This is a genomic window from bacterium, from assembly GCA_036524115.1.
Lineage (GTDB): Bacteria > JAUVQV01 > JAUVQV01 > JAUVQV01 > DATDCY01 > DATDCY01.
The window spans coordinates 15,712-41,935 of the sequence record DATDCY010000088.1; the positions used below are offsets into that span (position 1 = coordinate 15,712).

Here is a 26,224-nt window from a genome sequence, read left to right on the forward strand (position 1 = left end):
CACCGCGAACGGCGAAGGCGGCGGCGCCGCGGGGACGGGGAACCATGAGGATCGCACTGGCGCAGATCAACCCGACGGTCGGCGACCTGCGCGGGAACATCGAGCTCATCGCCGCGGCGGCGGGCCGAGCGCGGGAGGCCGGCGCGCAGCTGGTCGTCCTCCCCGAGCTCGCGCTCTGCGGCTACCCGCCCGAGGACCTGCTGCTCAACCCGCACTTCGTCCGCGAGTGTCGCGTCGCCCTCGCCGAGGCCGCCCGCCGCTGCGCCGGCATCGACGCCCTCGTCGGCTTCCCCGAGGCGGCCGCCGACCGCGTCCACAACGCGGCGGCGCTGCTGCGCGGCGGGGCGGAGGCGGCGATCGCGCGCAAGACCGAGCTGCCGAACTACGGCGTCTTCGACGAGCGGCGCTACTTCGCGCCCGGGGCCGGGGCGCTGACGGTCGACCTCGGCGGCACCGCGCTCCTGGTCACGATCTGCGAGGACATCTGGGTCGCCGGGGGCGCCGTCGAGCGCCAGGCCCGCCAGCGCCGCCACGACCTGGTGATCAACATCTCCGCGTCGCCGTTTCATGCCGGCAAGCTCGCAGAGCGCCACGCGGTCGCCGCGCGCTTCGCCCGCACGGCCGGGACGCCGCTGTGCTACCTGAACATCGTCGGCGGGCAGGACGAGCTGGTGTTCGACGGCGGCAGCTTCGTCGTCGACGCGAAGGGGACGATCACCTCGGCCGCCCGGCGCTTCGTCGAGGACCTGCTCATCGTCGAGCTGGCGCCGGGCCCCGACGGGCTCCCGGCGCCGGTGGCGCAACCGCTGCCGGCGCCGCACGAGCGGCTCGCCGAGATCCACGCGGCGCTCGTCCTCGGCACGCGCGACTACCTGCGCAAGAACCGCTTCGGGAAGGCCGTCATCGGCCTCTCCGGCGGCATCGATTCGGCGCTGACGGGGGCGATCGCCGTCGAGGCCCTCGGCGCCGAGCGGGTCGTCGGCGTCTCTCTGCCCTCGCGCTTCAACAGCCGCGAGACGCGCACCGACGCGGCGCGCGTGGCCGCGAATCTCGGGATCCGCTTCCTCGAGATCCCGATCCAGGAGACGTACGAGAGCTACCTGCGGCTGCTGGCGGGCCCCTTCGGCGAGGGCGACCCGGGCGTCGCCGGCGAGAACCTGCAGGCGCGCGTGCGCGGGAACATCCTCATGGCGCTCTCGAACCGCTTCGGCTGGCTCGTGCTGACCACGGGCAACAAGAGCGAGACCGCCGTCGGCTACTGCACGCTCTACGGCGACATGGCCGGCGGCTTCGCGGTCATCAAGGACGTGCCCAAGACGCTCGTCTGGGAGCTGGCGGCCGACCTCAACCGACGCGCGCGGCGCGAGGTGATCCCGGAGAGCACGATCGGGCGCGTGCCCTCGGCCGAGCTGCGCGAGAACCAGCGCGACGAGGACTCCCTGCCGCCGTATCCGGTTCTGGACGCGATTCTCGCCGCGTACGTCGAGGGGCTGCGCTCGCCGCGCGAGATCGCCGCGCTCGGCTTCGACCCGCAGACGGTCGAGCGGGTGATCCGGCTCGTCGACGGCGCCGAGTACAAGCGACGCCAGGCGCCGCCGGGCGTGAAGATCACCCCGCGCGCGTTCGGGCGCGACCGGCGGCTGCCCATCACCAACGGCTGGACGGACCATCTGGCGGAGCGATGATGCGCGTTGCGGTCGTCATGCACGTCGACAGCGAGGGCCCCGGTGTTCTTGCGGACGTCCTGCAGGCCGCGGGCACCGCCGTCGAGACGGTCCACCTCCACCGCGGCGAGCGCCTGCCGGAGCCGCGGGCGCTGGACGCCGCGATCGTCCTGGGCGGCCCGATGAACGTCTACGAGGAGCCCATCCACCCCTTCCTGCGCGAGGAGGACCGCTTCCTCCAGGAGGCCGCGGAGCTCGGGCTCCCCGTCCTCGGCATCTGCCTCGGCGCCCAGCTCATCGCCAAGGCGGCCGGCGCCGCGGTGCGGAAGAACCGCGTCAGGGAGGTCGGCTGGTACACGGTCTCGCTCACGGAGGACGGGGTGCGCGACCCGCTCTTCCGCGAGGTGCCGCCGACGCTCACGGTGCTGCAGTGGCACGAGGACACCTTCGACGTGCCGGCCGCCGGAACGCTGCTGGCCACCGGCAGGGAGTGTCTCAACCAGGCCTTCCGCGTCGGCAACAGCTGGGGCCTGCAGTTCCACCTCGAGGCGGACCGACCGATGCTCAAGGAGTGGTTCGGCGGCCAGCCCGGCTCCGCCCTCATCCTGCACCAGTACGACCGTCTGACCCCGGAGATCGGACGCTACGCCCACACCCTGGGGGAGAATTTCCTCGATTTTGCACGCCGCCGCTGACGTCCGCGGACGGTCCGGCGTGCCGGGAACGCGTCGCGGGAACCCGGGCGGGGCGTGTGCTATCATCGGATTCTTCACAGGCCAGGACGACAGCCACCGGAGAAGGGCAGATGGGGCGCAGCCTGATCGACGGCCAGGCGAAGCGGGGCAACTGCGGCGTCGGCTTCGTCGCCCGGCTCGACGGCGTGCCGCGGCACGATGTCGTCGAGCTGGGCGCGCGGGTGCTCGTGAACCTCGAGCACCGCGGCGCGGTCGGGGGAGACAAGACCACCGGTGACGGGGCGGGCCTGCTGCTGCAGGTCCCCGACCGCTTCCTCCGCGCGGAGGCCGCGCGGCTCGGCTTCGAGCTGCCGCCCGCCGGCGCGTACGGCGCCGGCATGGTCTTTCTCCCCCCCGGCGCGGCCGAGGCGGCCCGCTGCGTCGCGCTGATCGAGCGGCTCGCGGCTGCCGAGGGGCTTCCCGCGCTTGGCTGGCGCGACGTCCCCGTCTTCGCGAACCACCTCGGCGACTTCTCGCGCGCGACCCTCCCGGCGATCCGCCAGGTCTTCCTTCGGGCCGGCGCGCTGGCCGACGACGCCCTCGAGCGCAAGCTCTACGTCGTACGGCGGCTGGCGGAGCGCGAGGCCGCCGGCTGGGGCGAGGCCGTAACCCCGTACTTCTGCGTGCCGAGCCTCTCGGCGCGCACGGTGCTCTACAAGGGTATGCTCACGGGCACGCAGCTGCTCCCCTTCTACCCGGACCTGACGCAGCCGCAGTTCGAGAGCGCGCTGGCGCTCGTCCACCAGCGCTATTCGACGAACACGCTCCCCTCCTGGCCGCTCTCGCAGCCCTTCCGCTTCCTGGCGCACAACGGCGAGATCAACACGCTCCGCGGCAACGTGAACCGGATGCGCGCCCGCGAGGCGATCCTCGCCTCGGAGCTCTTCGGCGACGACCTGGCGAAGCTCACGCCGGTCATCCAGGAGGACGGCTCGGACTCCGCGATGCTCGACAACGCCCTCGAGCTGCTCGTGCTCGGCGGCCGCTCGCTGCCGCACGCGATGATGATGCTCATCCCCGAGGCCTGGGGCCCGCGCTACCAGATCAGCGAGGACCGGCGCGCGTTCTACGAGTACCACGCAGCGATCATGGAGCCCTGGGACGGCCCGGCCGCCGTCGCCTTCACCGACGGGCGCGTGATCGGCGGCATCCTCGACCGCAACGGCCTGCGCCCGGCGCGCTGGACGGAGACGCGCGACGGCCTCGTCGTGCTCGCCTCCGAGTCCGGCGTCATCCCCTTCGAGCCCGAACGGATCCTGCGCCGCGGCCGGCTGCAGCCGGGGCGGATGTTCCTCGTCGATCTCGACGAGCACCGCGTGGTCCCGGACCGCGAGATCAAGGCGCGCATCGCGCGCCAGCGCCCCTACCGCAACTGGGTGCACGCCAACCGCATCGAGCTGCGCGGGCTCTTCGAGGCCTCGGAGATCCCCGCCGAGGAGCCGGCGCGCCTGCGCGCCCGCCAGCATGCCCACGGGTACACCGAGGAGGAGTGTCGCATGGTGCTCGGGCCGATGGCCGCGCGCGGCCAGGAGGCGGTCGGGTCCATGGGCAACGACGCGGCGCTGGCGGTGCTCTCGCGCCGGCCGGTGACGCTGTTTTCCTACTTCAAGCAGCTCTTCGCGCAGGTCACCAACCCGCCGATCGACCCGCTGCGCGAGGAGCTGGTGATGTCGCTCATGAGCTTCATCGGGCGCCAGCGCAACCTGCTCGAGGAGACGCCGGCGCACGTGCGCCAGCTCAAGCTGCGCCAGCCCTTCCTGACGCCGGAGGACATGGAGCACCTGCGGCGGGCCGCCCACCCCGACGTGCGCACCGCGGACCTCGACATGACCTTCCCGGCGGGGGGCGACGGCGCGGCGCTCGAGCGGGCCCTGGACCGGCTGTTCGCGGAGGCCGAGCGGGCGATCGGCGAGGGCGCGACGGTCCTCGTGCTCACCGATCGCGCGATCGGCCCGGAGCGGGCGCCGATCCCGGCGCTGCTCGCCGCCGCCGGGCTGCACCACCACCTGATCCGCGCCGGGCTGCGCAACCACGCCGGCATCGTCCTCGAGGGGGGCGAGCCGCGCGAGGTCATGCACTTCGCGCTGCTCTTCGGCTACGGGACCAACGCCGTCTGCCCGACCACGGCGCTCGCGACGGTCCGCGAGCTGGCCGAGGGCGGTCTCCTCGAGACGCCGGTGACCCCGGCGCAGGCGCTGGACAACTACATCACCGCCCTCAAGAAAGGGCTCCTCAAGACCTTCAGCCGCATGGGCATCTCGACGCTGCGCAGCTTCTTCGGCTCGCAGATCTTCGAGGCGGTGGGGATCGGCGCGGCCGTCGTCGACCGCTACTTCGCGGGGACGCCCTCGCGCATCGGCGGCATCGGCCTGGAGCAGATCGCCAGCGATGCCAACGCCCGCCACCGCGGCGGCTGGTGCGAGAGCGGCTGCCCCGCCGGCCTGCTCGAGAGCGGCGGCGACTACCACCTGCGGGTCGACGGCGAGAGCCACACGCTCGGCCCCGTGGCGATCTCGAAGCTCCAGGAGGCGGTGCGCCGCAACGACGAGCGCATCTTCAGGGAGTACGTCGCGGCGGTCAACGCGGGGCTGCGCCGCACCACGCTCCGCGGTCAGCTCGACTTCGTGCCCGGCGCGCCCGTCCCCCTCGGGGAGGTGGAGCCGGAGGAGGCGATCATCCGGCGCTTCGTCTCGGCGGCGATGAGCTTCGGCTCGATCAGCCCGGAGGCGCACGAGGCGATCGCGATCGCGATGAACCGCCTCGGCGCGCGGAGCAACTGCGGCGAGGGGGGCGAGGACCCGGCGCGCGCCGTGCCGCTGCCCAACGGCGACTCGCGGCGCTCGCGCGTGCGGCAAGTGGCCTCGGGACGCTTCGGCGTGACGCTCGAGTACCTGCGGGGCGCCGACGAGCTGCAGATCAAGGTCGCCCAGGGCGCCAAGCCCGGCGAGGGCGGGCAGCTCCCGGGGCACAAGGTCAGCCGCGACATCGCCCGCGTCCGTCACACCACCCCGTACGTGACGCTGATCTCGCCGCCGCCGCACCACGACATCTACTCGATCGAGGACCTGGCGCAGCTGATCTTCGACCTCAAGGTCGCGAACCCGTCCGCCCGCGTCTCGGTGAAGCTCGTCTCGGAGGCCGGCGTCGGCACCATCGCCTCGGGCGTCGCGAAGGCCAAGGCCGACATGGTGCTCATCTCGGGCTTTGATGGCGGCACCGGCGCCTCGCCGCTGACCGCGATCCGCCACTGCGGGCTCCCCTGGGAGCTGGGCCTCGCCGAGACACAGCAGTCGCTCGTCGCCAACCGCCTGCGCGACCGCATCCGCGTCCAGGTCGACGGCCAGCTGCGCACGGGGCGCGACCTGGCGATCGCGGCGCTGCTCGGGGCCGAGGAGTTCGGCTTCGGCACGATCGTGCTCGTCGCCCTCGGCTGCATCATGATGCGCAAGTGCCACCTCAACACCTGCCCCGTCGGCGTGGCCACGCAGGACCCGGAGCTGCGCCGGCGTTTCGGCGGCGCGGCCGACCACGTGGAGCGGTTCTTCCGCTTCCTCGCGCGCGACCTGCGCGAGCAGATGGCGGCCCTCGGCTTCCGCACCGTCGACGAGATGGTCGGGCGCACCGAGCGGCTCGCGGCGGCGCCGGCGGCGGACCACCCCAAGGCCCGCCTGCTGGACTTCACGGCCGTCGTGCGCCCGCGCATCTTCGACGCGGGGGAGCCGGCCCGCCGCTGCGTGCGGACGCAGGAGCACGAGCTGGCCGCCCACTTCGACCACGAGCTGATCCGCCGCGCGGCGCCGGCGCTCGAGCGGGGCGAGCCGGTCGCGATCGCGCTGCCGGTGCGCAACGTGCACCGCACCGTCGGCACGCTGCTGGCGGGCGAGGTGCTGGCGCGCTTCGGCGCGGCCGGGCTGCCGGACGGCGCGATCGCGCTCACGCTCAGCGGCTCGGTCGGCCAGAGCGCGGGCGCCTTCCTCTGCGCCGGCATCACGCTGCGGATCGAGGGCGACGCCAACGACTACGTCGGCAAGGGGCTCTCGGGCGGGCGCATCGTCGTCGTCCCCCCCCCGGGCGCGACCTTCGTGCCGCACCAGAGCACGATCGCCGGCAACGTGGTGCTCTACGGCGCCACCGGCGGCGAGGTCTTCCTCAACGGTCGCGCCGGCGAGCGCTTCGCGGTGCGCAACAGCGGCGCCGCGGCGGTCGTCGAGGGCGTCGGCGACCACGGCTGCGAGTACATGACCGGCGGCACGGTGGTCGTGCTCGGCCGCACCGGCGTGAACTTCGCGGCCGGCATGTCGGGGGGCGTGGCGTATGTCTACGACGAGACCGGTCTCTTCGACACGCGCTGCAACCTGGACATGGTCGACCTCGAGGGAGTCTGGATTCCCTCCGACCAGGCCGAGCTGCGCGCCCTGATCGAGCGGCACCTGGCGCTCACCGGCAGCGCGCAGGCGCGCATGCTGCTCGAGAGCTGGCAGTCGCGGCTGCCGTATTTCGTCAAGGTCATGCCGATCGAGTACCGCACCTCCCTCGAGCGGATGCGCCGGGAGGCGGAGCTGCAGGCGGAGACGGTGTCGGCGACGGAAGAGGTGTTTGACTAGATGGGCAAGCCCACCGGCTTCATCGAGTACGAGCGCGAGGACGCACCCAAGCGTCCGGTCGCGGAGCGTGTGCGCGACTTCCGCGAGATCGAGCTGGCGCTCCCCGAGGACCGGCTGCGCCGCCAGGCGGGGCGCTGCATGGACTGCGGCGTCCCCTACTGCCACAGCTTCGGCTGCCCGCTCGCCAACCGGATCCCCGACTGGAACGACATGGTCTGGCGCGGGCACTGGCGGCGCGCGCTCGATTCGCTGCACGCCACGAACAACCTGCCGGAGATCACCGGACGCATCTGCCCCGCGCCCTGCGAGAGCTCGTGCACCCTCGGCATCAACGCACCGGCGGTGAGCATCCGCCAGATCGAGCTGGCGATCGTCGAGCGCGGGTGGCGCGAGGGGTGGATCGTCCCGCAGCCGGCGCCGCGCCGCAGCGGGAAGAAGGCCGCCGTCGTCGGCTCGGGCCCGGCGGGGCTCGCGGCGGCGCAGCAGCTGGCGCGCGCCGGCCACGCCGTCGTCGTCTACGAGAAGGCCGACGGGCTCGGCGGCATCCTGCGCTACGGCATCCCGGACTTCAAGCTGGAGAAGTGGGTGCTCGACCGCCGCATCGCGCAGATGGAGGCCGAGGGCGTGGTCTTCGAGACCCGCGTCGAGGCCGGGAGGGACGTTTCGGTGAACTACCTGCGGCGCACGTTCGACGCGGTCGTCGTGGCCGCCGGCTCGCGCGTGCCGCGCGACATCCGCCTCCCCGGGCGCGACCTGGCGGGAGTGATCCTCGCGATGGACTACCTGACGGCGCAGAATCGGCGGGTGGCGGGGGGCGCCGGGGGGACGTCCGCCAAACCGGACCTCACCGCCGCCGGCAGGCGCGTCGTCGTGGTCGGCGGGGGAGACACGGGCGCGGACTGCGTCGGCACCGCCCGGCGGCAGGGGGCGGCCGAGATCACGCAGGTGGAGATCCTCCCCGAGCCTCCACGCGAGCGGGCCGCCGACAACCCCTGGCCCCACTGGCCGCAGGTGCTGCGCACGGGCACCTCGCACGACGAGGGCTGCACGCGGCTCTGGGGCGTCTCGACCAAGGAGGTCCTCAGCGACCCCGCCGGGCACGTCCGGGCACTGCTCTGCGTGCGGGTCGCCTGGAGCCCGCCGGATGCCGCGGGGCGCCGCTCCTTCGAGGAGGTCGCCGGCTCGGCGTTCGAGCTGCCGGCCGACCTGGTGGTGCTTGCGATGGGCTTCGTGCACACCGAGCACAGCGCGCTGGTGACGGACTTCGGCCTCGAGCTCAACCCCGGCGCCTGCCTCCTCACCGACGCCGACCTCATGACCTCGGCGCCGGGTGTCTTCGCCGCCGGCGACTGCGTGCTGGGCGCGCGGCTGATCGTCACCGCGATAGACCATGGGCGCCGGGCGGCCGCCGCGGCGGACCGCTGGCTCAGGGAGGGCTGAGCGGATCCGGCCGACCTCGCGGGTCCGGCTGGACTGGGAGCGGGCGACATTTCCGTAGGTATCGTTCAGCGATACTTACGGAACGGTCCCGGCGTGGATGTCGGTCGCCGGAGACGCCCGGAGAAAACGCAGGAAATTGCCGCCACATGGCGCGATGGCCGCGGCGAACGGACCATGGCACGACGCTTGCTAAGTTCCGGGTCGATCATAACCCGAACGGAGGGGGAACGAGATGGGCAAGAACGCGATACCTGAACTCTTCGGCGCCAACGTCTTCAATGACCGGGTCATGAAGGAGCGGCTGCCGAAGGACGCCTACAAGGCGATGCGGCAGACGATCGACAAGGGCCTGCCGCTGAAGTCCGAGACGGCGGCGGTCGTGGCCAACGCGATGAAGGACTGGGCGATCGAGCGCGGCGCCACGCACTACACGCACTGGTTCCAGCCGCTGACCGGCGCCACCGCCGAGAAGCACGACTCGTTCATCACGCCCACCGACGACGGCGGCGTGATCATGGAGTTCTCCGGCAAGCAGCTCATCCAGGGCGAGCCGGACGCCTCCTCGTTCCCCTCCGGCGGCCTGCGCGCCACCTTCGAGGCCCGCGGCTACACCGCCTGGGACGCCACGTCGCCGGCGTTCCTCAAGGAGGACGCGGCCGGGGACGTCACGCTCTGCATCCCGACGGCCTTCTACTCCTACCACGGCGAGGCGCTCGACAAGAAGACGCCGCTGCTGCGCTCGATGAAGGCCGTCTCCGACCAGGCGCTGCGCGTGCTGCGGGCCCTTGGCGACACCACCGCGACGCGCGTGGTCTCCACCGTCGGCCCCGAGCAGGAGTACTTCCTCGTCGAGAAGGACCGCTACGCGGACCGCCTCGACCTCATCGCCTGCGGCCGCACGCTCTTCGGCGCCGCCCCGCCCAAGGGGCAGGAGCTGGAGGACCAGTACTTCGGCGCGATCAAGGACCGCGTCGCGGCCTTCATGAAGGACCTCGACATCCAGCTCTGGAAGATGGGCATCACCTCCAAGACCAAGCACAACGAGGTGGCGCCGGCGCAGTTCGAGATGGCGCCGATCTTCTCGACGACCAACATCGCCGCCGACCACAACCAGCTCGTCATGGAGACGATGCAGAAGGTCGCGCTGCGCCACGACATGGTCTGCCTGCTGCACGAGAAGCCGTACGCCGGCATCAACGGCTCGGGCAAGCACAACAACTGGTCGCTCTCGACCGACACCGGCCTCAACCTCCTGGAGCCCGGCCACACGCCGCACGAGAACGCCCAGTTCCTCGTCTTCCTCGCGGCGCTGCTGATCGCGGTCGACACGCACGCCGACATCCTGCGCGGCACCTGCGGCTCCTCCGGCAACGACCACCGCCTCGGCGCGAACGAGGCCCCGCCGGCGATCATCTCGATCTTCCTCGGCGAGGAGCTGACGAACATCCTCTTCAAGCTCGCCCGGGGCGAGAAGGCCGCCTCCTCGGAGCGGGCCTACCTCAAGGTCGGCGTGGACACGCTCCCGGAGCTGCCGAAGGACAACACGGACCGCAACCGGACCTCGCCGTTCGCCTTCACCGGCAACAAGTTCGAGTTCCGCATGGTCGGCTCCTCGCAGTCGATCTCCGGCCCGAACGTCGCGCTCAACACCACGGTGGCGGAGGCGCTCGACAACATCGCCACGCGCCTCGAGAAGGCCAAGGACAAGAACGCCGAGATCTCGGCGATCATCAAGGACGCGGTCAACAAGCACGGCCGGATCATCTTCAACGGCAACAACTACGCCGAGGAGTGGGTCCGGGAAGCCGCCCGCCGCGGCCTGCCGAACGTGCGCAACACGGTGGACGCCCTCAAGGCCTTCATCACGCCGAAGTCGCTGGCCCTGTTCGCGAAGTACAAGGTGCTCTCGCACGAGGAGACGCACTCGCGCTACGAGATCTACGTCGAGCAGTACGCGAAGCACATCAATATCGAGGCGCGCACGGCGTCGCAGATGGTGCGCCGCCAGTTCCTCCCGGTCGCGATGCTCTACATGACCGAGCTGGGCAACTCGGTGAAGGCCGCGGGCGCGGCCGCGAAGGTGCAGAAGGCGCTGCTGGCCGAGATCGGCGCCCTGGTCGTCTCCGCGGACAAGAACGTCAAGCTCGTGGAGAAGGAGACCGACAAGGCGCACGGGGCCGGCAGCGCCGAGAAGAGCGCCGCAGCCTTCCGCGACAAGGTCGTCCCGGCGCTGCGCGCCCTGCGCGCCGACGTCGATGCCCTCGAGAGCGTCTGCCCGGCGGACCTCTGGCCCGTGCCGACCTACGCCGACCTGCTCTTCAAGCTCTAGTCCCCGCCCCGGCGACAGCAGACCCCGCCCGGCGCCCGAAGGCCCGGGTGGGGTCTTTCTTTTCCGGTCTTCTCGCGGAGGCGGGGCACTTGCCGCGCCCGGACCGCAGGCCAACCGTTCGGTATGAAATTGCAGCTTCGTCCGCTGATTCCATACCGATCCGTCCCTTCGTTGTGGTGGGCTGCGATGGAAACGCGGGCCGGGTTTGAAGCGCCCGGCCAACGGACGCCACGCCTGCGGCGTTCGGGCACCTCCGATTTTCTCCGGATTTTCCGGGCACAGCCGGGAACCTCCCGGACACTGGCGAGCGTGCGTTCGGTCGCTCTCCTCCTCCGGCGCGCCGCATTCCCGACCTTGGGCACACGAATTGCACCCGGCTGGAGGTTACGTTGATAACGACACGCATGGCATGAGCGAGGACGCGCGCGAAAGGACCGGGAGAAGGATGGGCAGCAGCAAGATCACCGCACTGTGTTGTCAGAAGGCGCTCTACGCCGGCCTCAAGCCCGAGGAGACGACCCGGGCCTGGGTGGAGGGCGTGCAGATCATCGAGACCCCCTGCTCCGGCAAGGTGGACCCGATCTACCTGCTCAAGGCCTTCGAAAAGGGGGCCGACGGCGTCGTCGTGCTCGCGTGCGACCAGCGCCTCTGCTCCACCATCGAGGGGGCGAAGCGGATCCACAAACGGGTCGCGCGCGCGCAGGCGCTGCTGGCGGAGGCGGGGATCGAGCCCGAGCGCCTCGTGCTGCGCATCGTGCGCCGGCCGGCGCTGCGCTCGCTCGAGGCGCTGTTCGCGCCGATCAAGGAAACCATCGCGGAGCTCGGGCCCTCGCCCGTCCGCTGACGAGAAGAACCGGAGGTCGCGCACATGATAGTCGGCGAGAGGAAACCGTTCGAGGAGATCAAGGCGCTCCTCGGGGACAGCGCCCGGGTGCTGCTGGTCGGCTGCGGCACCTGCGTGAAGGTCTGCTTCACGGGGGGCGACAAGGAGGTGGCGGTGCTCGCCTCCCAGCTGCGCCTGGCGGCGGCCAAGGCCAGGAAGAAAAAGGTCTTCGACGAGCTGACGGTCGAGCGCCAGTGCGAGATCGAGTTCGTCGACGAGGTCGCGAAGGCGCTCCCCGGCCACGACGTCATCATGTCCATGGCCTGCGGTGCGGGCGCCCAGATGCTCGCCAGCCGCTTCCCGCAGGTCCCGGTGCTCCCCGCGGTCAACACCACCTTCCTCGGGGTGCTCGAGCGCCAGGGGCTCTTCCTGGAAAACTGCCAGGGGTGCGGCGCCTGCGTGCTCGGGACCTTCGGCGGCATCTGCCCGGTCTCGCGCTGCGCCAAGAGCCTCTTCAACGGCCCGTGCGGCGGCTCCCAGGGCGGCAAGTGCGAGATCGGCGGCGACGTCCCCTGCGCCTGGGCCCAGATCATCGAGCGGCTGACGAAGCTCGGCCAGCTCGGCAACCTCAAGGCGGCGGTGGCGCCGAAGGACTGGCGCAGCGCCCGCCACGGCGGGCCGCGCAAGCTCGTGCGGGAGGACAACATCCTGTGAAGACGGCCATCAGCAACCTCCAGCGTGTTCTCGAGAGCGGCGCCTTCGCCGTCACCGCCGAGTGCGGGCCGCCGCGCGGCGCCGACCCCGACGTCGTCATCCGCAAGGGGCTGCTCCTCAAGAAGTGCACCGACGCCGTGAACGTCACCGACAACCAGACCGCGATCGTGCGCATGAGCTCCATCGCGGCCTCGGCGCTGCTGCGCTCCGTCGGCGTCGAGCCGGTGGCGCAGATGGTCTGCCGCGACCGCAACCGCATCGCGCTGCAGAGCGACGCGCTCGGCGCCTCGGCGCTCGGCATCCGCAACCTGCTCTGCCTCAGCGGCGACCACCAGAAGTTCGGCAACCAGCCGCAGGGCAAGAACGTCTACGACATCGACTCGATGCAACTGCTGCGGGCGGTCACGGACATGGTCGAGAAGGGGCGCTTCATCGCCGACGACTTCCAGATGGACGCGCCGCCGCGGCTGTTCGTCGGCGCGGCCGAGAACCCGTTCGCCGACCCCTTCGAGTACCGGGTCGACCGGCTCGAGAAGAAGATCGCGCACGGGGCGCGGTTCATCCAGACGCAGTGCGTCTTCAACCTCGAGAAGTTCGGGAAGTTCATGGCGCTCGTGCGCAAGCGCGGGCTGCACAGGAAGGCGCACATCCTCGCCGGCGTGACGCCGATCAAGAGCGCCGCGATGGCCCGCTACATGCGCGACAAGGTCGCCGGGATGGACGTGCCCGAGGAGCTGATCGCCCGCGTCGCGAAGCACAAGGGCGAGGAGGCGCGCGCCGAGGGGATCCGCATCTGCGTGGAGACGATCCAGAAGCTCCGCAGGATGGAGGGGGTCGCCGGCGTGCACATCATGGCCATCGAGTGGGAGGAGGCGGTGCCGCAGATCGTGGAGATGGCGGGACTGCTGCCCCGGCCGTAGGCGCACCATGCCGAAGAAATATCATATTGAAGCGAAGGCGGCGGCGCCGCGGCACACGCCGATCGGCAGGCACGGCATCGTCGACTTCAACGAGGACTGCGCCGGCGCCTGCCACCACTGCGTGAAGAAGGAGTGCATCTACGACATCTACCGCAAGGAAGGGATCTTCACGCGGGAGATGCCGGGCGAGCTGCACTATCTCTACAGCTGCATGAACTGCCTGCGCTGCGTGCAGAACTGCACGCGCGCCGTGGTCACCCGCACCGTGAACCCCGAGTTCCGCTGGCTCGGCGACGCCTACTGGAAGCCGGAGATGCTCCTCACCACCTGGTACCAGGCCGAGACCGGCAAGATCCCCGTCTCGGGCGCCGGCTATCGCGGTCCGTTCGCCGGCCCCGGGTTCGACAACATGTGGACCGACATGTCCGAGATCGTCCGCCCGACGCGCGACGGCATCCACGGCCGCGAGTACATCAGCACGTCCGTCGACGTCGGCGCCAAGCTCACGGAGCTCTCGTTCGATGAGCGGGGCCAGCTCGCGGTCGCGCCGCCACCGGTGCTCGAGCTGCCCGTGCCCTTCGTCCTGGGTATCCCGCACTTCGGGGATTGGTCGCCCGGCGCCTACGAGGCCTTCGCCCGGGCGGCGCAGGCGATCCGCACGCTCTGCGTGATCGACCCGGGCCTGGTCACCCCGAACCTCGAACCGTATCGGGCCGCGCTCGCACCCGCCGTCAGCGGCGCCACGATATCGCGTCACCGCGATGCCATCGCCGGCGCGCGGCTGGTGCAGCTCGAGTACGACGACGCGTTCGCCGCGAACGTCGCGGCGATCAAGTTGATCGCGCCGGGCGCCGTCGTGACGGTGCGCGCGCCGATCGACGCCGACTCCCACCTGCTGGCCGAGCGGCTGGTCGCCGCCGGCGTCGAGTCGATCACGTTCGCGGCGAACCACCACGGCCGCAGCGGCGCCTTCGGCGGGGGCGAGTTCATCAAGGAGAGCTTCCGCCGCATCCACGCGCACCTCATGGCGAAGGGCGTGCGCGACACGGTCACGCTGATCGCCTCGGGCGGCATCGCTCTGGCCGAGCACATGGCGAAGGCCATCATCTGCGGCGCCGACCTGGTCGTCGTCGACATCCCGTTTCTGATCGCGCTCGAGTGCCGCATGTGCATGAACTGCACGCTCGGGCGCCCCTGCCCTGTCGACGTCGCGGGCACCCCGCCGGAGCACGGCGCGCGGCGGATCACGAACCTCGCCTCCGCGTGGCACAGCCAGCTGCTGGAGGTGCTCGGCGCAATGGGCCTGCGCGAGGTGCGGCGGCTGCGCGGGGAGTACGGCCGCGCGATGTTCCAGGAGGACCTCGAGCGCGAGACGTTCCAGGCGCTCTTCGCGGGAAAGCGAGCGAAAGGGCAATGAGCACACAGGCGGCAATCACGGCGAAGATCACCCGCAGGCCGAAGGCGACGGTGACGCGCTTTCGCAACGCGATCGGCAAGTACAAGGTCGTCCGCACCGACCGCTGCACCGGCTGCGGGCTCTGCGCGAAGCTCTGCCCGCACGGCGTGCACGTCCGCTACGAGGGCTACAGCCGCACGACGCGGCCCAAGGACCACCTCTGCCGCGGCACCTGGTGCAAGGAGAACTGCGACTACTACTGCATCGACAAGTGCCCGGCCGGCGCGCTCTCGATGGGGCTGAACCCGGTCTACGAGTCGATGGGCGACCCGCGCTGGACTCCGGACATGATCCTCTCGACCTGGGACCAGGCCGAGAACGGGCGCATCACCAACGAGACGCTGGAGCCGCACCTCGGCGCCTCCGGCGGCGGCTTCGACAAGCTGCGGCTGAACTTCCCGAAGGAACCGGCGCTCAAGCTCAAGCCGTCCGAGGTCGACACGCACCTCTCCCTCAACCGGCGCGGCAGCGGCCCGAAGGTCGTGATCGACGTCCCCTGGTACGGCGGCGGGATGTCGTACGGCTCGGTGAGCCCGGCAACGATGGTCGGCAAGGCGCACGCCTGCATGGTCTGGAACAGCTTCACCTGCACCGGGGAGGGCGGCTACCCGCCGCACCTCTACCCCTACGACGACCACGTCATCACGCAGGTCGCCACGGGCCTTTTCGGCGTGCGGGAGGAGACGATCCAGCGCGTGCGCATCGTGGAGTTCAAGTACGCCCAGGGCGCCAAGCCCGGCCTCGGCGGGCACCTGCTCGGCGACAAGAACACGCCGGCGGTCGCGAGGATGCGCGAGGCGGTCGCCGGGACCTCGCTCTTCTCCCCCTTCCCCTTCCACAGCGTCTACTCCATCGAGGACCACAAGAAGCACGTCGACTGGGTGCTGGCGATGAACCCCAAGGCCCTGGTCTCGGCGAAGGTCTCGACGCCGAACGACGTCGACATGGTCGCGGTCGGCTCCTACTACGCCGGCGTGCACATCGTGCACCTCGACGGCAGCTACGGCGGCACGGGCGCCGCGCCCGACATCGCCAAGAAGAACATCGCGATGCCGATCGAGTACGCGATACCGAAGGTCCACCAGTTCCTGGTCAACGAGGGGATCCGCGACAAGGTCACGCTCATCGCGTCGGGCGGGCTGCGCAACGTGCACGACCTCGTCAAGGCGATCTGCCTCGGCGCCAACGGCGCGGTCATCGGCACCGCCGAGATGGTCGCGCTCGAGTGCATCCGCTGCGGCGCCTGCGAGAGCGGCCGCGGCTGCGCCCGCGGCATCGCGACCACCGACCCGGAGCTCTCGCTCCAGTTCGACTACGAGTGGGCCGCCCGGCGCATCACGAACCTCTACAGCTCGTGGCACGCGCAGCTGGTGGACATCCTCGTGCGCTTCGGCATCCGCTCGGTCAGCGAGCTGGTCGGCCGCACCGACCTTCTCCACCACGTCGACTATTCCGAGTAGCCGGGAGAGACCCGATGAAGAGCAATCCGATCGACCAGATCCGGCGCGTGATGGACTCGCGCCGGCGCCTCCTCGAGGAGCTGCCGCCGACGATCCGCGCCAAGTCCGAGGAGGAGGGCGGCTGCGGCGTCACCGGCTTCGCCTGCACGATCCCGGTGGCCGGGCGGCACATCTTCACGCCCTCGGTGCAGATGCACAACCGCGGCAACGGCAAGGGCGGCGGCATCGCCGCGGTCGGCCTCGACCCCGACCAGCTCGGCGTCTCGCGCGACGTCCTCGAGTCGCACTTCTGCCTCCAGGTCGCAGCGCTCGACCCCGCGTGCATGCCCATTCTCAAGGAGAAGTACGTCGACCAGGTCTTCGACATCGCGGCGCACGGCATGCTCCCGACGGTGAAGGACTGGCGCGAGCTGCCGAGCCTGGAAGTGCGCCCGCCCGACGTCCATCGCTTCTTCGTGCGGGTCAAGCCCGCGCTGCTGGACGCGTTCATCGCCGAGCGCGGCCTGCAGGCGCTGGAGCGCGGCGCCGCCGAGGAGGAGTTCGTCTACCAGAACTCGATGCGCCTCAACGCCGAGTACTACGCCTCCCAGGCGGGGCAGAAGGCCTTCGTCGTCTCGCAGGGGCGCAATATGCTGGTCCTCAAGATCGTCGGCTACGCCGAGGACGTCGTGCGCTACTACCGCATGGACGACTTCAAGGCGCACGTCTGGATCGCGCACCAGCGCTACCCCACCAAGGGCCGTGTCTGGCACCCCGGCGGCGCGCACCCCTTTGCCGGTCTCGACGACGCGCTCGTGCATAACGGCGACTTCGCCAACTACCAGTCCGTCGCCGACTACCTGCGCCAGCGCGGACTGCGCACGATGTTCATGACCGACACCGAGGTCTCGATCCTCGTCTTCGACTACCTCAGCCGCGTGCACGGCTACCCGCTGGAGTACATCATCGAGGCGCTCGCGCCCACCTCGGAGCTGGACTTCGACCTGCTGCCGAAGGAGAAGCAGCAGGTCTACCGCCAGATCCAGGTCGCCCACATCCACGGCTCGCCCGACGGCCCCTGGTTCTTCATCATCGCGCGCAACCGCGCCCGCGCCCGCCAGTACCAGCTGCTCGGCATCACCGACACGGCGATGCTGCGGCCGCAGGTCTTCGCGGTGCAGAACGGCGAGGTCCAGACCGGCCTCGTCTGCTCCGAGAAGCAGGCGATCGACGCGACGCTCAAGAGCCTCGCCGCCGAGGACAAGCGCTTCTGCCCCGTGGCCGACAAATATTGGAACGCCCGCGGCGGGTCGAGCCGCGACGGCGGCGCCTTCATCTTCACCGTGCAGGACGACCCGGCGAGCCCGACGGGCAAGACGCTGACCTGCACCGACAAGTTCGGGTCGCCGGTCACCACGCCGCCGGAGCAGGTGCATTGCGACGTCACGCTGCCGGTGTGCGCGGACGCGGCCAAGGGCGACGTCACGGCGGCGGAGATCCGCAAGCACCTGGCGGCCGGCGCGGGGGACCGCCTCGCGGGCGTCGTCCTCAAGAAGATCAAGGACTGGGACTTCGACGCGCTGCGCCGGTTCTGCGATGACCTCGCCTGCGCGACCGGCGGCAGAACCGCCTTTGTCGCGCCGGCGATCAACGCGCTGACCGCGCTGATCGACACGCCCTGCCACACCGGCCTCAAGAAGCGCGCCTCCGTGCTGCAGATCCTGCACCTGACCCTGCACGCGATCCTGGACGCCGTGCCGCCGGTGGAGTCCAGGGCGAAGGGCGCCTCCAAGCGCGTCGCCTGGAAGAACCGCCGCAAGCTGCGCAAGCCCGCCAAGGGCGAGACGACGCTGGTGATCGACGCCACCGGATTCGAGCCCGAGCTGGAGAACCGCGACTCGCTGCTCATCGTCGAGGCCCACAAGCTTGGCTGGAAGCGTTTCATTACCTACAACCTCACGGGGCAGCGCTTCCACGGCGTCGGGCTCGGCCCCGACACCCAGGATGTGCGCATCGACCTCTACGACAGCTCCGGGGACTACGAGGCCTCCGGCATCGACGGCCTGACGATGCACATCCACGGCAACGCCCAGGACCAGCTCGGCCAGATCATGAAGGCCGGAAAGCTCGTCGTCCACGGCGACGTCGGGCAGACCTTCATGTACGGCGCCAAGGGCGGCGAGGTCTACATCCGCGGCAACGCCGCCGGGCGCCCGCTGATCAACGCCGTCGGCAAGCCGCGCGTGGTGATCAACGGCACCTGCCTCGACTACCTCGCCGAGTCCTTCATGGCCGGCAACCCGCTGGCCGGCGGCGGCTTCGTGGTCCTCAACGGGCTGGAGTACGACGCGTACGGCGCCTACAGCGCGCGCTGGCGCCCCTACCCGGGCGGGAACCTCTTCTCGCTGGCGAGCGGCGGCGCGATCTACCTGCGCGACCCCGAGCACAAGACCGTCGCCGAGCAGCTCAACGGCGGGCACTTCCTGCCGATGACGCACGAGGACTGGGCGCTGATCAAGCCGTACCTCGTCGAGAACGAGAAGCTCTTCGGGATCAAGGTCGACGACCTGCTGACCCACAACGGCCGCAAGCTCGAGCCGACCAAGATCTACCGCAAGGTCGGCGCGATGAGCAAGGCGGCTGCTGCGAAGGTCGTGGCGGACGACGACGTGAACCTCGGGCCGGTCAAGAGCCTCGAGGCCAAGGCGGCGGCAAGACGGAAGAAGGGCGCGGCGTAGCGACGGCGCGATTGACAGGACGGCGGTCCCTCGGTGAAGATCGTTGCGCGCGCCTCGCGGCGTCAGGCCCCGGCCTTCTTCTTGTAGAGCACCCAGAACGGCACTTCGCTCCGCACGAGCGAGGCGACGGGCTCGAGCACACGCTGCGGAACGCCGAGCGCCATGAAGAGCTTGGGATGGTTCCAGGCCGGCCGGGAGAGCACGAGCGCGTAGTCGAAGTCCCCGCTCTCGACGACCTGGATGTCGCGGCGCAGCATGCCGAGGGCCTGGTAGAGTTCGTGCAGGTCCGGGTCCATCGGCACGAACCGCAGCCGCGCGCCGGCCGGCAGCAGCGTGTTGATCCGCGCCAGATGCTCCTCCGTGAGCACGGTCCACCAGTAGGTCGTCTCCAGCCCCGCGGCGCGGGCGCCACGGATGCCGCCGACAAGGCCGTTGTAGTACTCGAGGCCGAACGGGTAGACGCGGGCGAGGGGCAGCGCCGCCAGAATCAGCAGCACGCCGGCCGCGGCCGCCTTCGCCGCCTGTGCGCCGCCAGCGGACCACGTCTTCGCGGCGGCGGCGCGCATCGTCGACGCCACCCAATCCAGGCCGATGCCGGCGAGAATCGCGACAAAGACGAATGCCGGGAGGAAGAGCCGCACGCCGTCGAAGAGGGGCGCTGAAGGGGCCGCGGTAACGAGCATGAAGAACGAGAAGTGGATGAGGCTCGAGCCGGCGACCGCGTCGCGCAGGCGATCACGCAGGACGCGAGCCACGCCGGCGAACGACAGCAGCAGCGTGACCTCGGGGACGGTCACGAGCACGAGAAACGGCGCGTAGTACCACGGGCCGGAGAAGTTGTACGTCTTGCCGAGAAAGAGCACCCAGTGCGGGTTCCATTGCTCGCGCGTGAGGCTCATCCGGACGAAGTCGGCGATGCCGCCGAGGGGATGGTGCCAGATGGCGGGCTGCAGGAGCACGAAGACCGCCGGCCCGAGCAGCAGCCCGAGGGCCGGCCGCAGCATCTCGCGCCGGCGGTAGACCAGGCCCCAGACGAGCGATGGGACGAGGACCAGGAAGCCCGTGAACTTCACGGACATGCACAGGCCGTACGCCAGGCCGGCCAGCGGCCAGAGGCGGGGGCGGTCGCAGGCGCGCTCGAAGGCCACCGCGGTCAGGAACCAGAAGACACTGAGCGGGACGTCGGTTGCGCCGATGTGCCCGTCGACGTAGAAGCGCGGCATCGTCCCGAGCAGCGCGGCAGCAGCGAGCGCCGCCAGCGGCCCGTGCGCGCGGCTCACGTAGAGGTAGATGGACGCGAGCAGCGCGGCAAAGAGCAGCACGGTCGAGAACCGATAGGCCCAGAACTCGCCGAGGGGCCCGGAAAGCGCGGCCATCGTCACCGCGCCGAGCAGCTTCGTCAGCGGGGGATGGTCGTTCTTCAGAGGACGGAAACCGAAGACCTGCTGGAGGCGCTCCCGCGAAAACGTTCCCGTCCCCCCCAGATCGCCAGCCCACGCCTTGATGCCTTGCGCCGTCTGGAAATAGAACGGCTCGTCCCAGGAAATCCCGATCTTGTGGGCGGCGGGGATCCCCTGTGCCACGACCGCCAGGAACAGCAGGCAGGCCACGAGCAGGCCTGACCGCCGTGCCGGGGCTTCTCCACCAGCGCGCGCCGGTCCGACGGCCGTGGAGCCAATGTCTTCGTTCATGCCTGGGCGGCCATTCTACCAAGGAAGGAAGATCGGGCGTTCCTTGACAGCTCCGCCCCGCGCCGCTAGAAGACCGGCATGCCCTTGCTAGCCGCTGCACTCCGTGCGGTCGAGGTCGTCTGGCTTCTCGCAGTCGCCTGGGGGATCGGGCGCCCCTTGCTCAGGGTGGGGGGAATCCAGGGGCGTCATCCCGCCGAAGAGGTCGTCTGCTCCCTCGGCCTCGGCCTCGGCGCCATGTCCCTGCTGGTGCTCGCCCTCGGTTTCGCGCACGGGTATCGGCCCCTTTCGCTCGCGCTGTTCATCGGGCTCCTCACCGCCGCGGCGCTGCCGGCGTTGCTCCGGGGCTGGCGCGTCCGTGGCGCCGCCGGTTCGCTCTTCGGGGACGTGCCGGGGTCCGCCCTGGCTCTCCTTGGAGCCGCGGCGCTCGTCTCCGCGCTCGCGTCATCCGCACCCAGCGCCTTCTACGACGCCCTCGTCTACCATCTGGGGGTCCCGAACCTCTGGCTGCTCCGCGGGGGGATCGAGCCGCTGCCCCACAACGTCTACTCGAACTTCCCGTTCGCCACCGAGATGCTCTTTCTCATCGGTCTTTTCCTCGGGGGACCCGAGCAGGCCGGGCTGTTCGCCTGGGTCTTCACGGCGCTTTCCGCGGCGGCGATCGCCACGCTCGTCCTGCCGCGGTGGGGCAGCCGGCCGGCCATCGTCGCCGCTGGCTTCTTCTTCCTTTCCCCGCAGGTCTTCCTCCTGTCCCGCTACGTGACCGTCGACGCGGCGATGACGTTCTACACGCTTCTCGCGTTCCTGTGCCTCCTCAACTGGCTCGACGATGACCAGACGCCGCTCCTCGTGGCGGCCGGGATCTTCGGCGGGTTGGCCTTCTCGACGAAATACCTGGGCGGGCTGTTTGCCATCCTGCTCCCGGCGGCCGTCGTCCTCGGCCGGCGCCGGCCCCGCGCACTGCCGGCGCTGCTGCTCCCCGCCGCGCTCGTCGCGTCGCCGTGGCTGCTCAAGAACGTGCTCTTCACCGGCAACCCTGTCTACCCGGTCCTCCCCGGCATCTTCGGCTGGGGCGATTGGAGCCCGGAACGCGCTGCGGCGCTCGACGCGGACGCCCACGCCGCCTCGGTCGTTGCGCAGTCCTGGCGCGACTGGGCGCGGCTTCCGCTGGACCTGATCCTGACCCGCAGGGACTTCGGCGCGCCGGCCGCGGGCGGGTGGGTCTGGATTCCAGTGCTGGCCGCGGCCGCGTTCGTCGCAGCGCGCCGGGAAAGGCAGGCCGAACGGCCGTTGCTCGCCCTCTTTGCGGCTTTGGTCCTCATCTGGGCCGGGACCTTCTGGATCGCCCGCTTTCTCCTGCCTGCGCTCGCGCTCGGGGCCGTGTTCGTCGGGCTTGCCCTGGAACGCCTCGCACCCCGGTTGCACCCGCGCTGGCCGGTGATTGCCATCGCCGCGTTTTCCCTCTGCACGATCGCAACGATCGCGAGTGACGCCCTGGCTTGGCGCGCCCTGACACAGGCCTGCGCCCAGGGGCTTGGCCTGCAGACCCGCGAAGCGTACCTCGGTTCGCTGCTGCGCCTCCAGCCCGCGGTGGAGGAGATCAACCGCCGCCTGCCGCACGATGCGCGCGTGCTGGTGCTCGGCGACGCCAAGACGGCCTACCTGCGCCGCGACCATCTGGCCGCCACCGTGCTCGACCGTCCGCTCCTCCCCGACCTGCTGGGCGGGCTGCGGGACGCCGATGCCGTCGCCACCGCCGTGCGCGACGCGGGGGTGACCCACGTGCTCCTGAACACGGTCGAAATGGAGCGGACGCAGTCACAGTACCCGCTCAGCGCCACGCCGCCGGAGATCCTGCTGGCGTTCCGCGGGTTTCTCCGGAGCCGCTGCCGCGAGCTGTTCCGCGGGAACGGCGTCCTGCTCTTCGAGGCTGCGGCGCCGGGTTGACAGGACGCCTCCCGGCCGCGAGCGTGAGCGACTTCCGGGCCCGAGCGTGATCGTCGCAACATACCAGCCGTTCTTCGCGCCCTTCCCGGGGTTCTTCGCCAAGGCGCTGCTCGCCGACGTGCTCGTGCTCCTCGACACGGTACAGTTCCCCCAGCGCACCGGCTGGCTCACGCGCAACCGCTTCAAGAGCGAGCAGGGCGAGCTGTGGCTCACGATTCCGGTTCGGCGCCGTGGCCGAGGGCTCCAGCGCATCGACGAGGTGCGGATCGTGCGCGAGGGCTCCTGGGCGCGCAAGCACCTGCTCTCTCTCAAGGAGTCCTATCGGCGGGCGCCGTTCTTCCCCGACCACCTGCCTCTCCTCGAATCCCTGTTCGCGGACGTCCCCGACCGGCTGGTCGACCTCAACATCCCCATCCTCCGCCACTTCACCGAGCGCCTGGGATGCCGCGCGCGGGTCGTGCCTCTTTCCGAGCTGGGCATCGAGGCCCGGGAGCCGGAGCTGTCGGTCGCCATCTGCCGCACGCTGCGCGCCACCGCGTTCCTGACGCAGCGCCCCGCGGCGAAGTTCGTCTCCGGCGACCTGTTGTCGGCAGCGGGCGTCCAGCTGCTGACCTTTGCCTACCACCCCGAGATCCACCCCCAGCTCCACGGCGCGTTCATCCAGAACCTCTCGGCGCTCGACCTGCTGTCCTGCTGCGGGCCGCGGGCCCCCGAGGTGCTGCGCGGGTGGGTGCGTCCCCCGGCTCCGGGACAGCGGCACGCCGAGATCCGCCATTGACTCGCCTTGACCATCACTCTCCAATACCTATAGACTCTCCGGCGATGTTTGCCCTGGATCCGCGCATTCCTCCCGGCGGCGCGACGGCCGCGCGCCGGTGCTTCGCCGTCGGCGTCTGCACGGCCCTGATCACCCTCCTGTTGCCGCTGGCCGCGCCGGCCCCTGTTTCGGCTGACGGGCCACATACCGTCCTGCGCGCCTATGGCCCGGGAGGGCCGCACGAGGTCCTCAAGGAGTGCGCGGCCCTGTACCACAAGCTGTATGGCGAGACGGTCATGGTCTTCCGCGGCGGTCCGGGCACCCTGAGGCAGAAGGTCGCCCTCGACGGAGACCTCTTCTACGGCGGCGCCGAGTACATGCTGGAGGACTTCGACCGCGCCAACCCCGGGCTCCTCGACATGCGGACCGTCGAGCGGCTGCACCCGCGGCGCCTCGGCATCGTCGTCCGCAAGGGGAACCCGCGCGGCATCCGCGGCCTCGAGGACCTCCGGCGCACGGGGATCAGGGTCCTGCAGGCGAGCTTCGAGAACGTGTCGGGGTACCGCGGCGGGACGGCGGCGGGCGCCTCCCGCGACTCGGAAGAGCACACCGGCACGGAGGCGCTCAAGGCCTGGCGCTCCCACCCGGAGATCGATGCCTGGATCACCTACCGGTCGTGGCACGCCGTGCTCGCCGGGGAGGCCGACTTCATCGAGATCGCCGGCGACGGCGCTCTGCGCTTCACGCCCATCGCGCTCACCACCAGGACCTCCCACCGCCAGGCGGCCGCGAGGTTTGTCGCCTTCCTCAAGTCGCCCGAGGCCGAGCGCATCTTCCGGCAGCACGGCTGGGACTAGGGGCGGGACCGCCCCGCCCGCGCTCCGCCCCACCGGCGGACGCACGCCACCCGCGGCGCTTGCGGCAGCCGACGCCGCTCGGCTACGCTGGTGGCCGCTTGTCGGCGACGGGAGGGCGGCACTGAACACACGGGCGCGGTATCTCGCGGCGGGCACCGCCCTGGCGGCCGTCACCGCCCTCGTCTACGCCGGCACGCTCCGCCTCGGTTTCGTCTCCGACGACCTGCCATACGTCGTCGCCAACCGCCGTCTCCTCGACGGGTTCACCGCGACAAGCGTCGCGTGGGCCTTCACCTCCTTCGAGCAGGCGAACTGGCACCCGGTGACCTGGCTCAGCCACCTGCTCGATACGCGACTCTTCGGGCTGCGCCCCGCCGGCCACCACGCGACGAGCGTCCTGCTCCACGTGGTGAACGCCGTCCTGCTCCTCGGCCTGCTCCGGCGGCTGACGGGACGCCTCTGGCGCAGCGCCGCGGTGGCCGCGCTCTTCGCCCTGCACCCGCTGCGCGTCGAGTCGGTCGCGTGGGTCGCCGAGCGCAAGGACGTCCTCTGCGGCCTCTTCTGGATTCTCACGCTCGGCGCGTACGCCCGCTGGTGCGCGCGCCGCAGCGCGGGCCGGTACCTCGCGCTCCTCGCCTCCTTCGCGCTCGCTCTGATGTCCAAGCCGATGGCGGTGACTCTCCCGTTCGTGCTGTTGCTGCTGGACGCCTGGCCGCTGGGCCGCGCCCTGCGCCGCCCGCTGCCGGCCGCCCTCGCGAGGCTCATCGCCGAGAAGCTCCCGCTCTTCGCGCTGGCCGCCGGCTCCAGCGCGCTGACGCTGCTCGCCCAGGCGCGCTACGGCGCGATCTACCGCCCCGCCGGCTACGATCTTGCCGTGCGAGTGAAGGCCGCCTTCGTGGCGTACGCGGGGTATCTCGGGAAGACCTTCTGGCCCGAACCGCTCGTCTTCCTCTACCCGCTCGCTCCCGGCGGACAGCCGCTGGCCGCGGCACTTGCGGCCGCGGGCCTCCTGCTGGCGCTGACGGCGGGCGCGCTGGCGCTCTGGCGGCGCACGCCTGCGCTCGCGACTGGCTGGATCTGGTTCGCCGGCACGCTGGTCCCGGTGGCCGGCGTCGTGCAGGTGGGCATGCAGGCCATGGCCGACCGCTACACGTACCTGCCGCACGTCGGCCTCTTCACGGCGCTGGTCTGGGGCGCCGCGGACCTCGCCGCGCGCCTCCCCCGCCTGCGGGCGCCGCTGATCGGGGCGCTCGTGGCGGCGCTGGCCGCGCTCGCGCTGCGCACCGCGGCGCAGCTGCCGCTCTGGCGCGACGAGGTGACGCTGTACCTTCACGCCGCGACGGCCACGCACGGCAACTGGCTGATGCACTATCGCGCGGCCATCGCGCTGGAACGGGAGGGCCGGGGCGCGGAGGCCGTCGTCCAGTACGAGGAGACCCTGCGCCTGCAGCCGACGCACGTGGAGGCCCGTCTCGCCCTCGCCCGGTTGCTCCAGAGCCAGGGGCGCTACGAGGAGGCGCTCGCGCACTACCGCCAGGCGACCATCTTCGGCCCGAACAGCGCGTCCGCCCAGAAGGGGCTGGCGGCGCTGCTCGAGTTGCGCGGCGATCTGGCGGAGGCGGTCGCCCACTACCGCGCGGCCGTCCGCCTCGAGCCGGGGAATGCCTATTACCGGGCGCTGCTCGAGCAGGCCATCGCCCGCCTCAACGCCCGCCGGTAGCGCGCCGAACACCCCCGCCCCGGTCAGTGCTCCCGCCTGAGCCAGACGCCCCGTGCGCCGGGCGCCGGGTCGTAGGCCCCGAGCCACCGGCGGAACCGCGGGTCCTCCGGCGGCGTCCCGTGCACCTGGATGAACGCCTTGGGCCTGATGCGGCCGGTCCTCCCGAACAGCGGGTTCGGCCAGATCAGGAAATCCCGGTCCGCGTAGTAGAGGAACATCGGCGAGGGAGGGCGCAGCGCATAGGCGACGACGTCGGTTGGTGCCGTCAGCTGCTGCACCCGCGCCCCGAGCTTGACCTCGTAGCGCGCCGAGAGGATGGGCTTGTCGCGCGCCTCCAGCGCGGGCAGCGCGTGCAGGGCGAGCGCCGCGGCAACCGCCGCCGTGGCCACCACCC

17 protein-coding genes are annotated in these 26,224 nt (G+C 71.0%); 15 read left to right on the plus strand and 2 right to left on the minus strand.

Translation table 11 applies throughout. The annotated features are described in order from the left end of the window. The first annotated feature begins 44 nt into the window (after positions 1-44). The 11 genes from VI078_04155 (at position 45) to VI078_04205 (ending at position 18,861) form a co-directional block, all read left to right on the plus strand. Positions 45-1,685, plus strand: coding sequence for an NAD+ synthase (locus VI078_04155; protein ID HEY5998478.1), 1,641 nt, complete (start codon positions 45-47; stop codon positions 1,683-1,685). Beyond that, the gene (locus VI078_04160) at positions 1,682-2,359 is read left to right on the plus strand and encodes a type 1 glutamine amidotransferase (protein HEY5998479.1); all 678 of its coding nucleotides are present in this window, start codon (positions 1,682-1,684) and stop codon (positions 2,357-2,359) included. Before VI078_04155 ends, VI078_04160 begins: the two co-directional genes overlap by 4 nt. 110 nt (positions 2,360-2,469) lie before the next feature. Then, a complete protein-coding gene (gene gltB, locus VI078_04165; protein ID HEY5998480.1) occupies positions 2,470-7,002 on the plus strand; it encodes a glutamate synthase large subunit in 4,533 nt (1,510 codons plus the stop codon). After that, positions 7,003-8,442 carry a glutamate synthase subunit beta gene (locus VI078_04170; GenBank protein ID HEY5998481.1) on the plus strand — a complete coding sequence of 480 codons (1,440 nt, stop codon included), beginning with the start codon at positions 7,003-7,005 and terminating at the stop codon, positions 8,440-8,442. Between the two features lie 232 nt (positions 8,443-8,674). Beyond that, positions 8,675-10,771, plus strand: a complete 2,097-nt coding sequence (locus tag VI078_04175; GenBank protein HEY5998482.1) for a glutamine synthetase III — start codon at positions 8,675-8,677, stop codon at positions 10,769-10,771. Between the two features lie 445 nt (positions 10,772-11,216). After that, positions 11,217-11,615, plus strand: a complete 399-nt coding sequence (locus VI078_04180; GenBank protein ID HEY5998483.1) for a hydrogenase iron-sulfur subunit — start codon at positions 11,217-11,219, stop codon at positions 11,613-11,615. A gap of 24 nt (positions 11,616-11,639) precedes the next feature. Continuing rightward, positions 11,640-12,308 carry a methylenetetrahydrofolate reductase C-terminal domain-containing protein gene (locus VI078_04185; protein ID HEY5998484.1) on the plus strand — a complete coding sequence of 223 codons (669 nt, stop codon included), beginning with the start codon at positions 11,640-11,642 and terminating at the stop codon, positions 12,306-12,308. Then, entirely contained in the window at positions 12,305-13,228 is a 924-nt protein-coding gene (locus VI078_04190; GenBank protein HEY5998485.1) for a methylenetetrahydrofolate reductase, read from the plus strand. Before VI078_04185 ends, VI078_04190 begins: the two co-directional genes overlap by 4 nt. Positions 13,229-13,235: 7 nt before the next feature. Then, positions 13,236-14,645 carry a glutamate synthase-related protein gene (locus VI078_04195; GenBank protein HEY5998486.1) on the plus strand — a complete coding sequence of 470 codons (1,410 nt, stop codon included), beginning with the start codon at positions 13,236-13,238 and terminating at the stop codon, positions 14,643-14,645. Beyond that, positions 14,642-16,144 carry a glutamate synthase-related protein gene (locus tag VI078_04200; protein ID HEY5998487.1) on the plus strand — a complete coding sequence of 501 codons (1,503 nt, stop codon included), beginning with the start codon at positions 14,642-14,644 and terminating at the stop codon, positions 16,142-16,144. The genes VI078_04195 and VI078_04200 overlap by 4 nt, the downstream gene beginning before the upstream one ends. Before the next feature lie 14 nt (positions 16,145-16,158). After that, the gene (locus tag VI078_04205) at positions 16,159-18,861 is read left to right on the plus strand and encodes a glutamate synthase (protein ID HEY5998488.1); all 2,703 of its coding nucleotides are present in this window, start codon (positions 16,159-16,161) and stop codon (positions 18,859-18,861) included. Positions 18,862-18,923: 62 nt separating this feature from the next. Here VI078_04205 and VI078_04210 read toward each other — a convergent pair whose 3' ends face one another. Then, positions 18,924-20,552 (minus strand): glycosyltransferase family 39 protein, encoded by a 1,629-nt coding sequence (locus VI078_04210; GenBank protein HEY5998489.1) that lies wholly within the window; start codon positions 20,550-20,552, stop codon positions 18,924-18,926. Between the two features lie 78 nt (positions 20,553-20,630). Here VI078_04210 and VI078_04215 point away from each other — a divergent pair, with 78 nt between their 5' ends. The 4 genes from VI078_04215 (at position 20,631) to VI078_04230 (ending at position 25,830) form a co-directional block, all read left to right on the plus strand. Beyond that, entirely contained in the window at positions 20,631-22,496 is a 1,866-nt protein-coding gene (locus tag VI078_04215) for a glycosyltransferase family 39 protein (GenBank protein ID HEY5998490.1), read from the plus strand. A gap of 46 nt (positions 22,497-22,542) precedes the next feature. Continuing rightward, a complete protein-coding gene (locus VI078_04220) occupies positions 22,543-23,274 on the plus strand; it encodes a WbqC family protein (GenBank protein HEY5998491.1) in 732 nt (243 codons plus the stop codon). A gap of 44 nt (positions 23,275-23,318) precedes the next feature. Next, positions 23,319-24,110, plus strand: a complete 792-nt coding sequence (locus tag VI078_04225) for a substrate-binding domain-containing protein (GenBank protein HEY5998492.1) — start codon at positions 23,319-23,321, stop codon at positions 24,108-24,110. 322 nt (positions 24,111-24,432) lie between these two features. After that, positions 24,433-25,830 carry a tetratricopeptide repeat protein gene (locus VI078_04230; protein ID HEY5998493.1) on the plus strand — a complete coding sequence of 466 codons (1,398 nt, stop codon included), beginning with the start codon at positions 24,433-24,435 and terminating at the stop codon, positions 25,828-25,830. Positions 25,831-25,853: 23 nt separating this feature from the next. Here the strand turns inward: VI078_04230 and VI078_04235 are convergent. Continuing rightward, the coding region (locus VI078_04235) for a hypothetical protein (GenBank protein HEY5998494.1) at positions 25,854-26,224 on the minus strand (371 nt) is incomplete at its 5' end.

Excerpts from the sequence above, each read along its gene's own strand:
- VI078_04155 (HEY5998478.1), top strand. The coding sequence starts at position 45 with ATGAGGATCGCACTGGCGCAGATCAACCCGACGGTCGGCGACCTGCGC.
- VI078_04160 (HEY5998479.1), top strand. The coding sequence starts at position 1,682 with ATGATGCGCGTTGCGGTCGTCATGCACGTCGACAGCGAGGGCCCCGGT.
- gltB (HEY5998480.1), top strand. The coding sequence starts at position 2,470 with ATGGGGCGCAGCCTGATCGACGGCCAGGCGAAGCGGGGCAACTGCGGC.
- VI078_04170 (HEY5998481.1), top strand. The coding sequence starts at position 7,003 with ATGGGCAAGCCCACCGGCTTCATCGAGTACGAGCGCGAGGACGCACCC.
- VI078_04175 (HEY5998482.1), top strand. The coding sequence starts at position 8,675 with ATGGGCAAGAACGCGATACCTGAACTCTTCGGCGCCAACGTCTTCAAT.
- VI078_04180 (HEY5998483.1), top strand. The coding sequence starts at position 11,217 with ATGGGCAGCAGCAAGATCACCGCACTGTGTTGTCAGAAGGCGCTCTAC.
- VI078_04185 (HEY5998484.1), top strand. The coding sequence starts at position 11,640 with ATGATAGTCGGCGAGAGGAAACCGTTCGAGGAGATCAAGGCGCTCCTC.
- VI078_04195 (HEY5998486.1), top strand. The coding sequence starts at position 13,236 with ATGCCGAAGAAATATCATATTGAAGCGAAGGCGGCGGCGCCGCGGCAC.
- VI078_04200 (HEY5998487.1), top strand. The coding sequence starts at position 14,642 with ATGAGCACACAGGCGGCAATCACGGCGAAGATCACCCGCAGGCCGAAG.
- VI078_04205 (HEY5998488.1), top strand. The coding sequence starts at position 16,159 with ATGAAGAGCAATCCGATCGACCAGATCCGGCGCGTGATGGACTCGCGC.
- VI078_04210 (HEY5998489.1), bottom strand. The coding sequence starts at position 20,552 with ATGAACGAAGACATTGGCTCCACGGCCGTCGGACCGGCGCGCGCTGGT.
- VI078_04215 (HEY5998490.1), top strand. The coding sequence starts at position 20,631 with ATGCCCTTGCTAGCCGCTGCACTCCGTGCGGTCGAGGTCGTCTGGCTT.
- VI078_04225 (HEY5998492.1), top strand. The coding sequence starts at position 23,319 with ATGTTTGCCCTGGATCCGCGCATTCCTCCCGGCGGCGCGACGGCCGCG.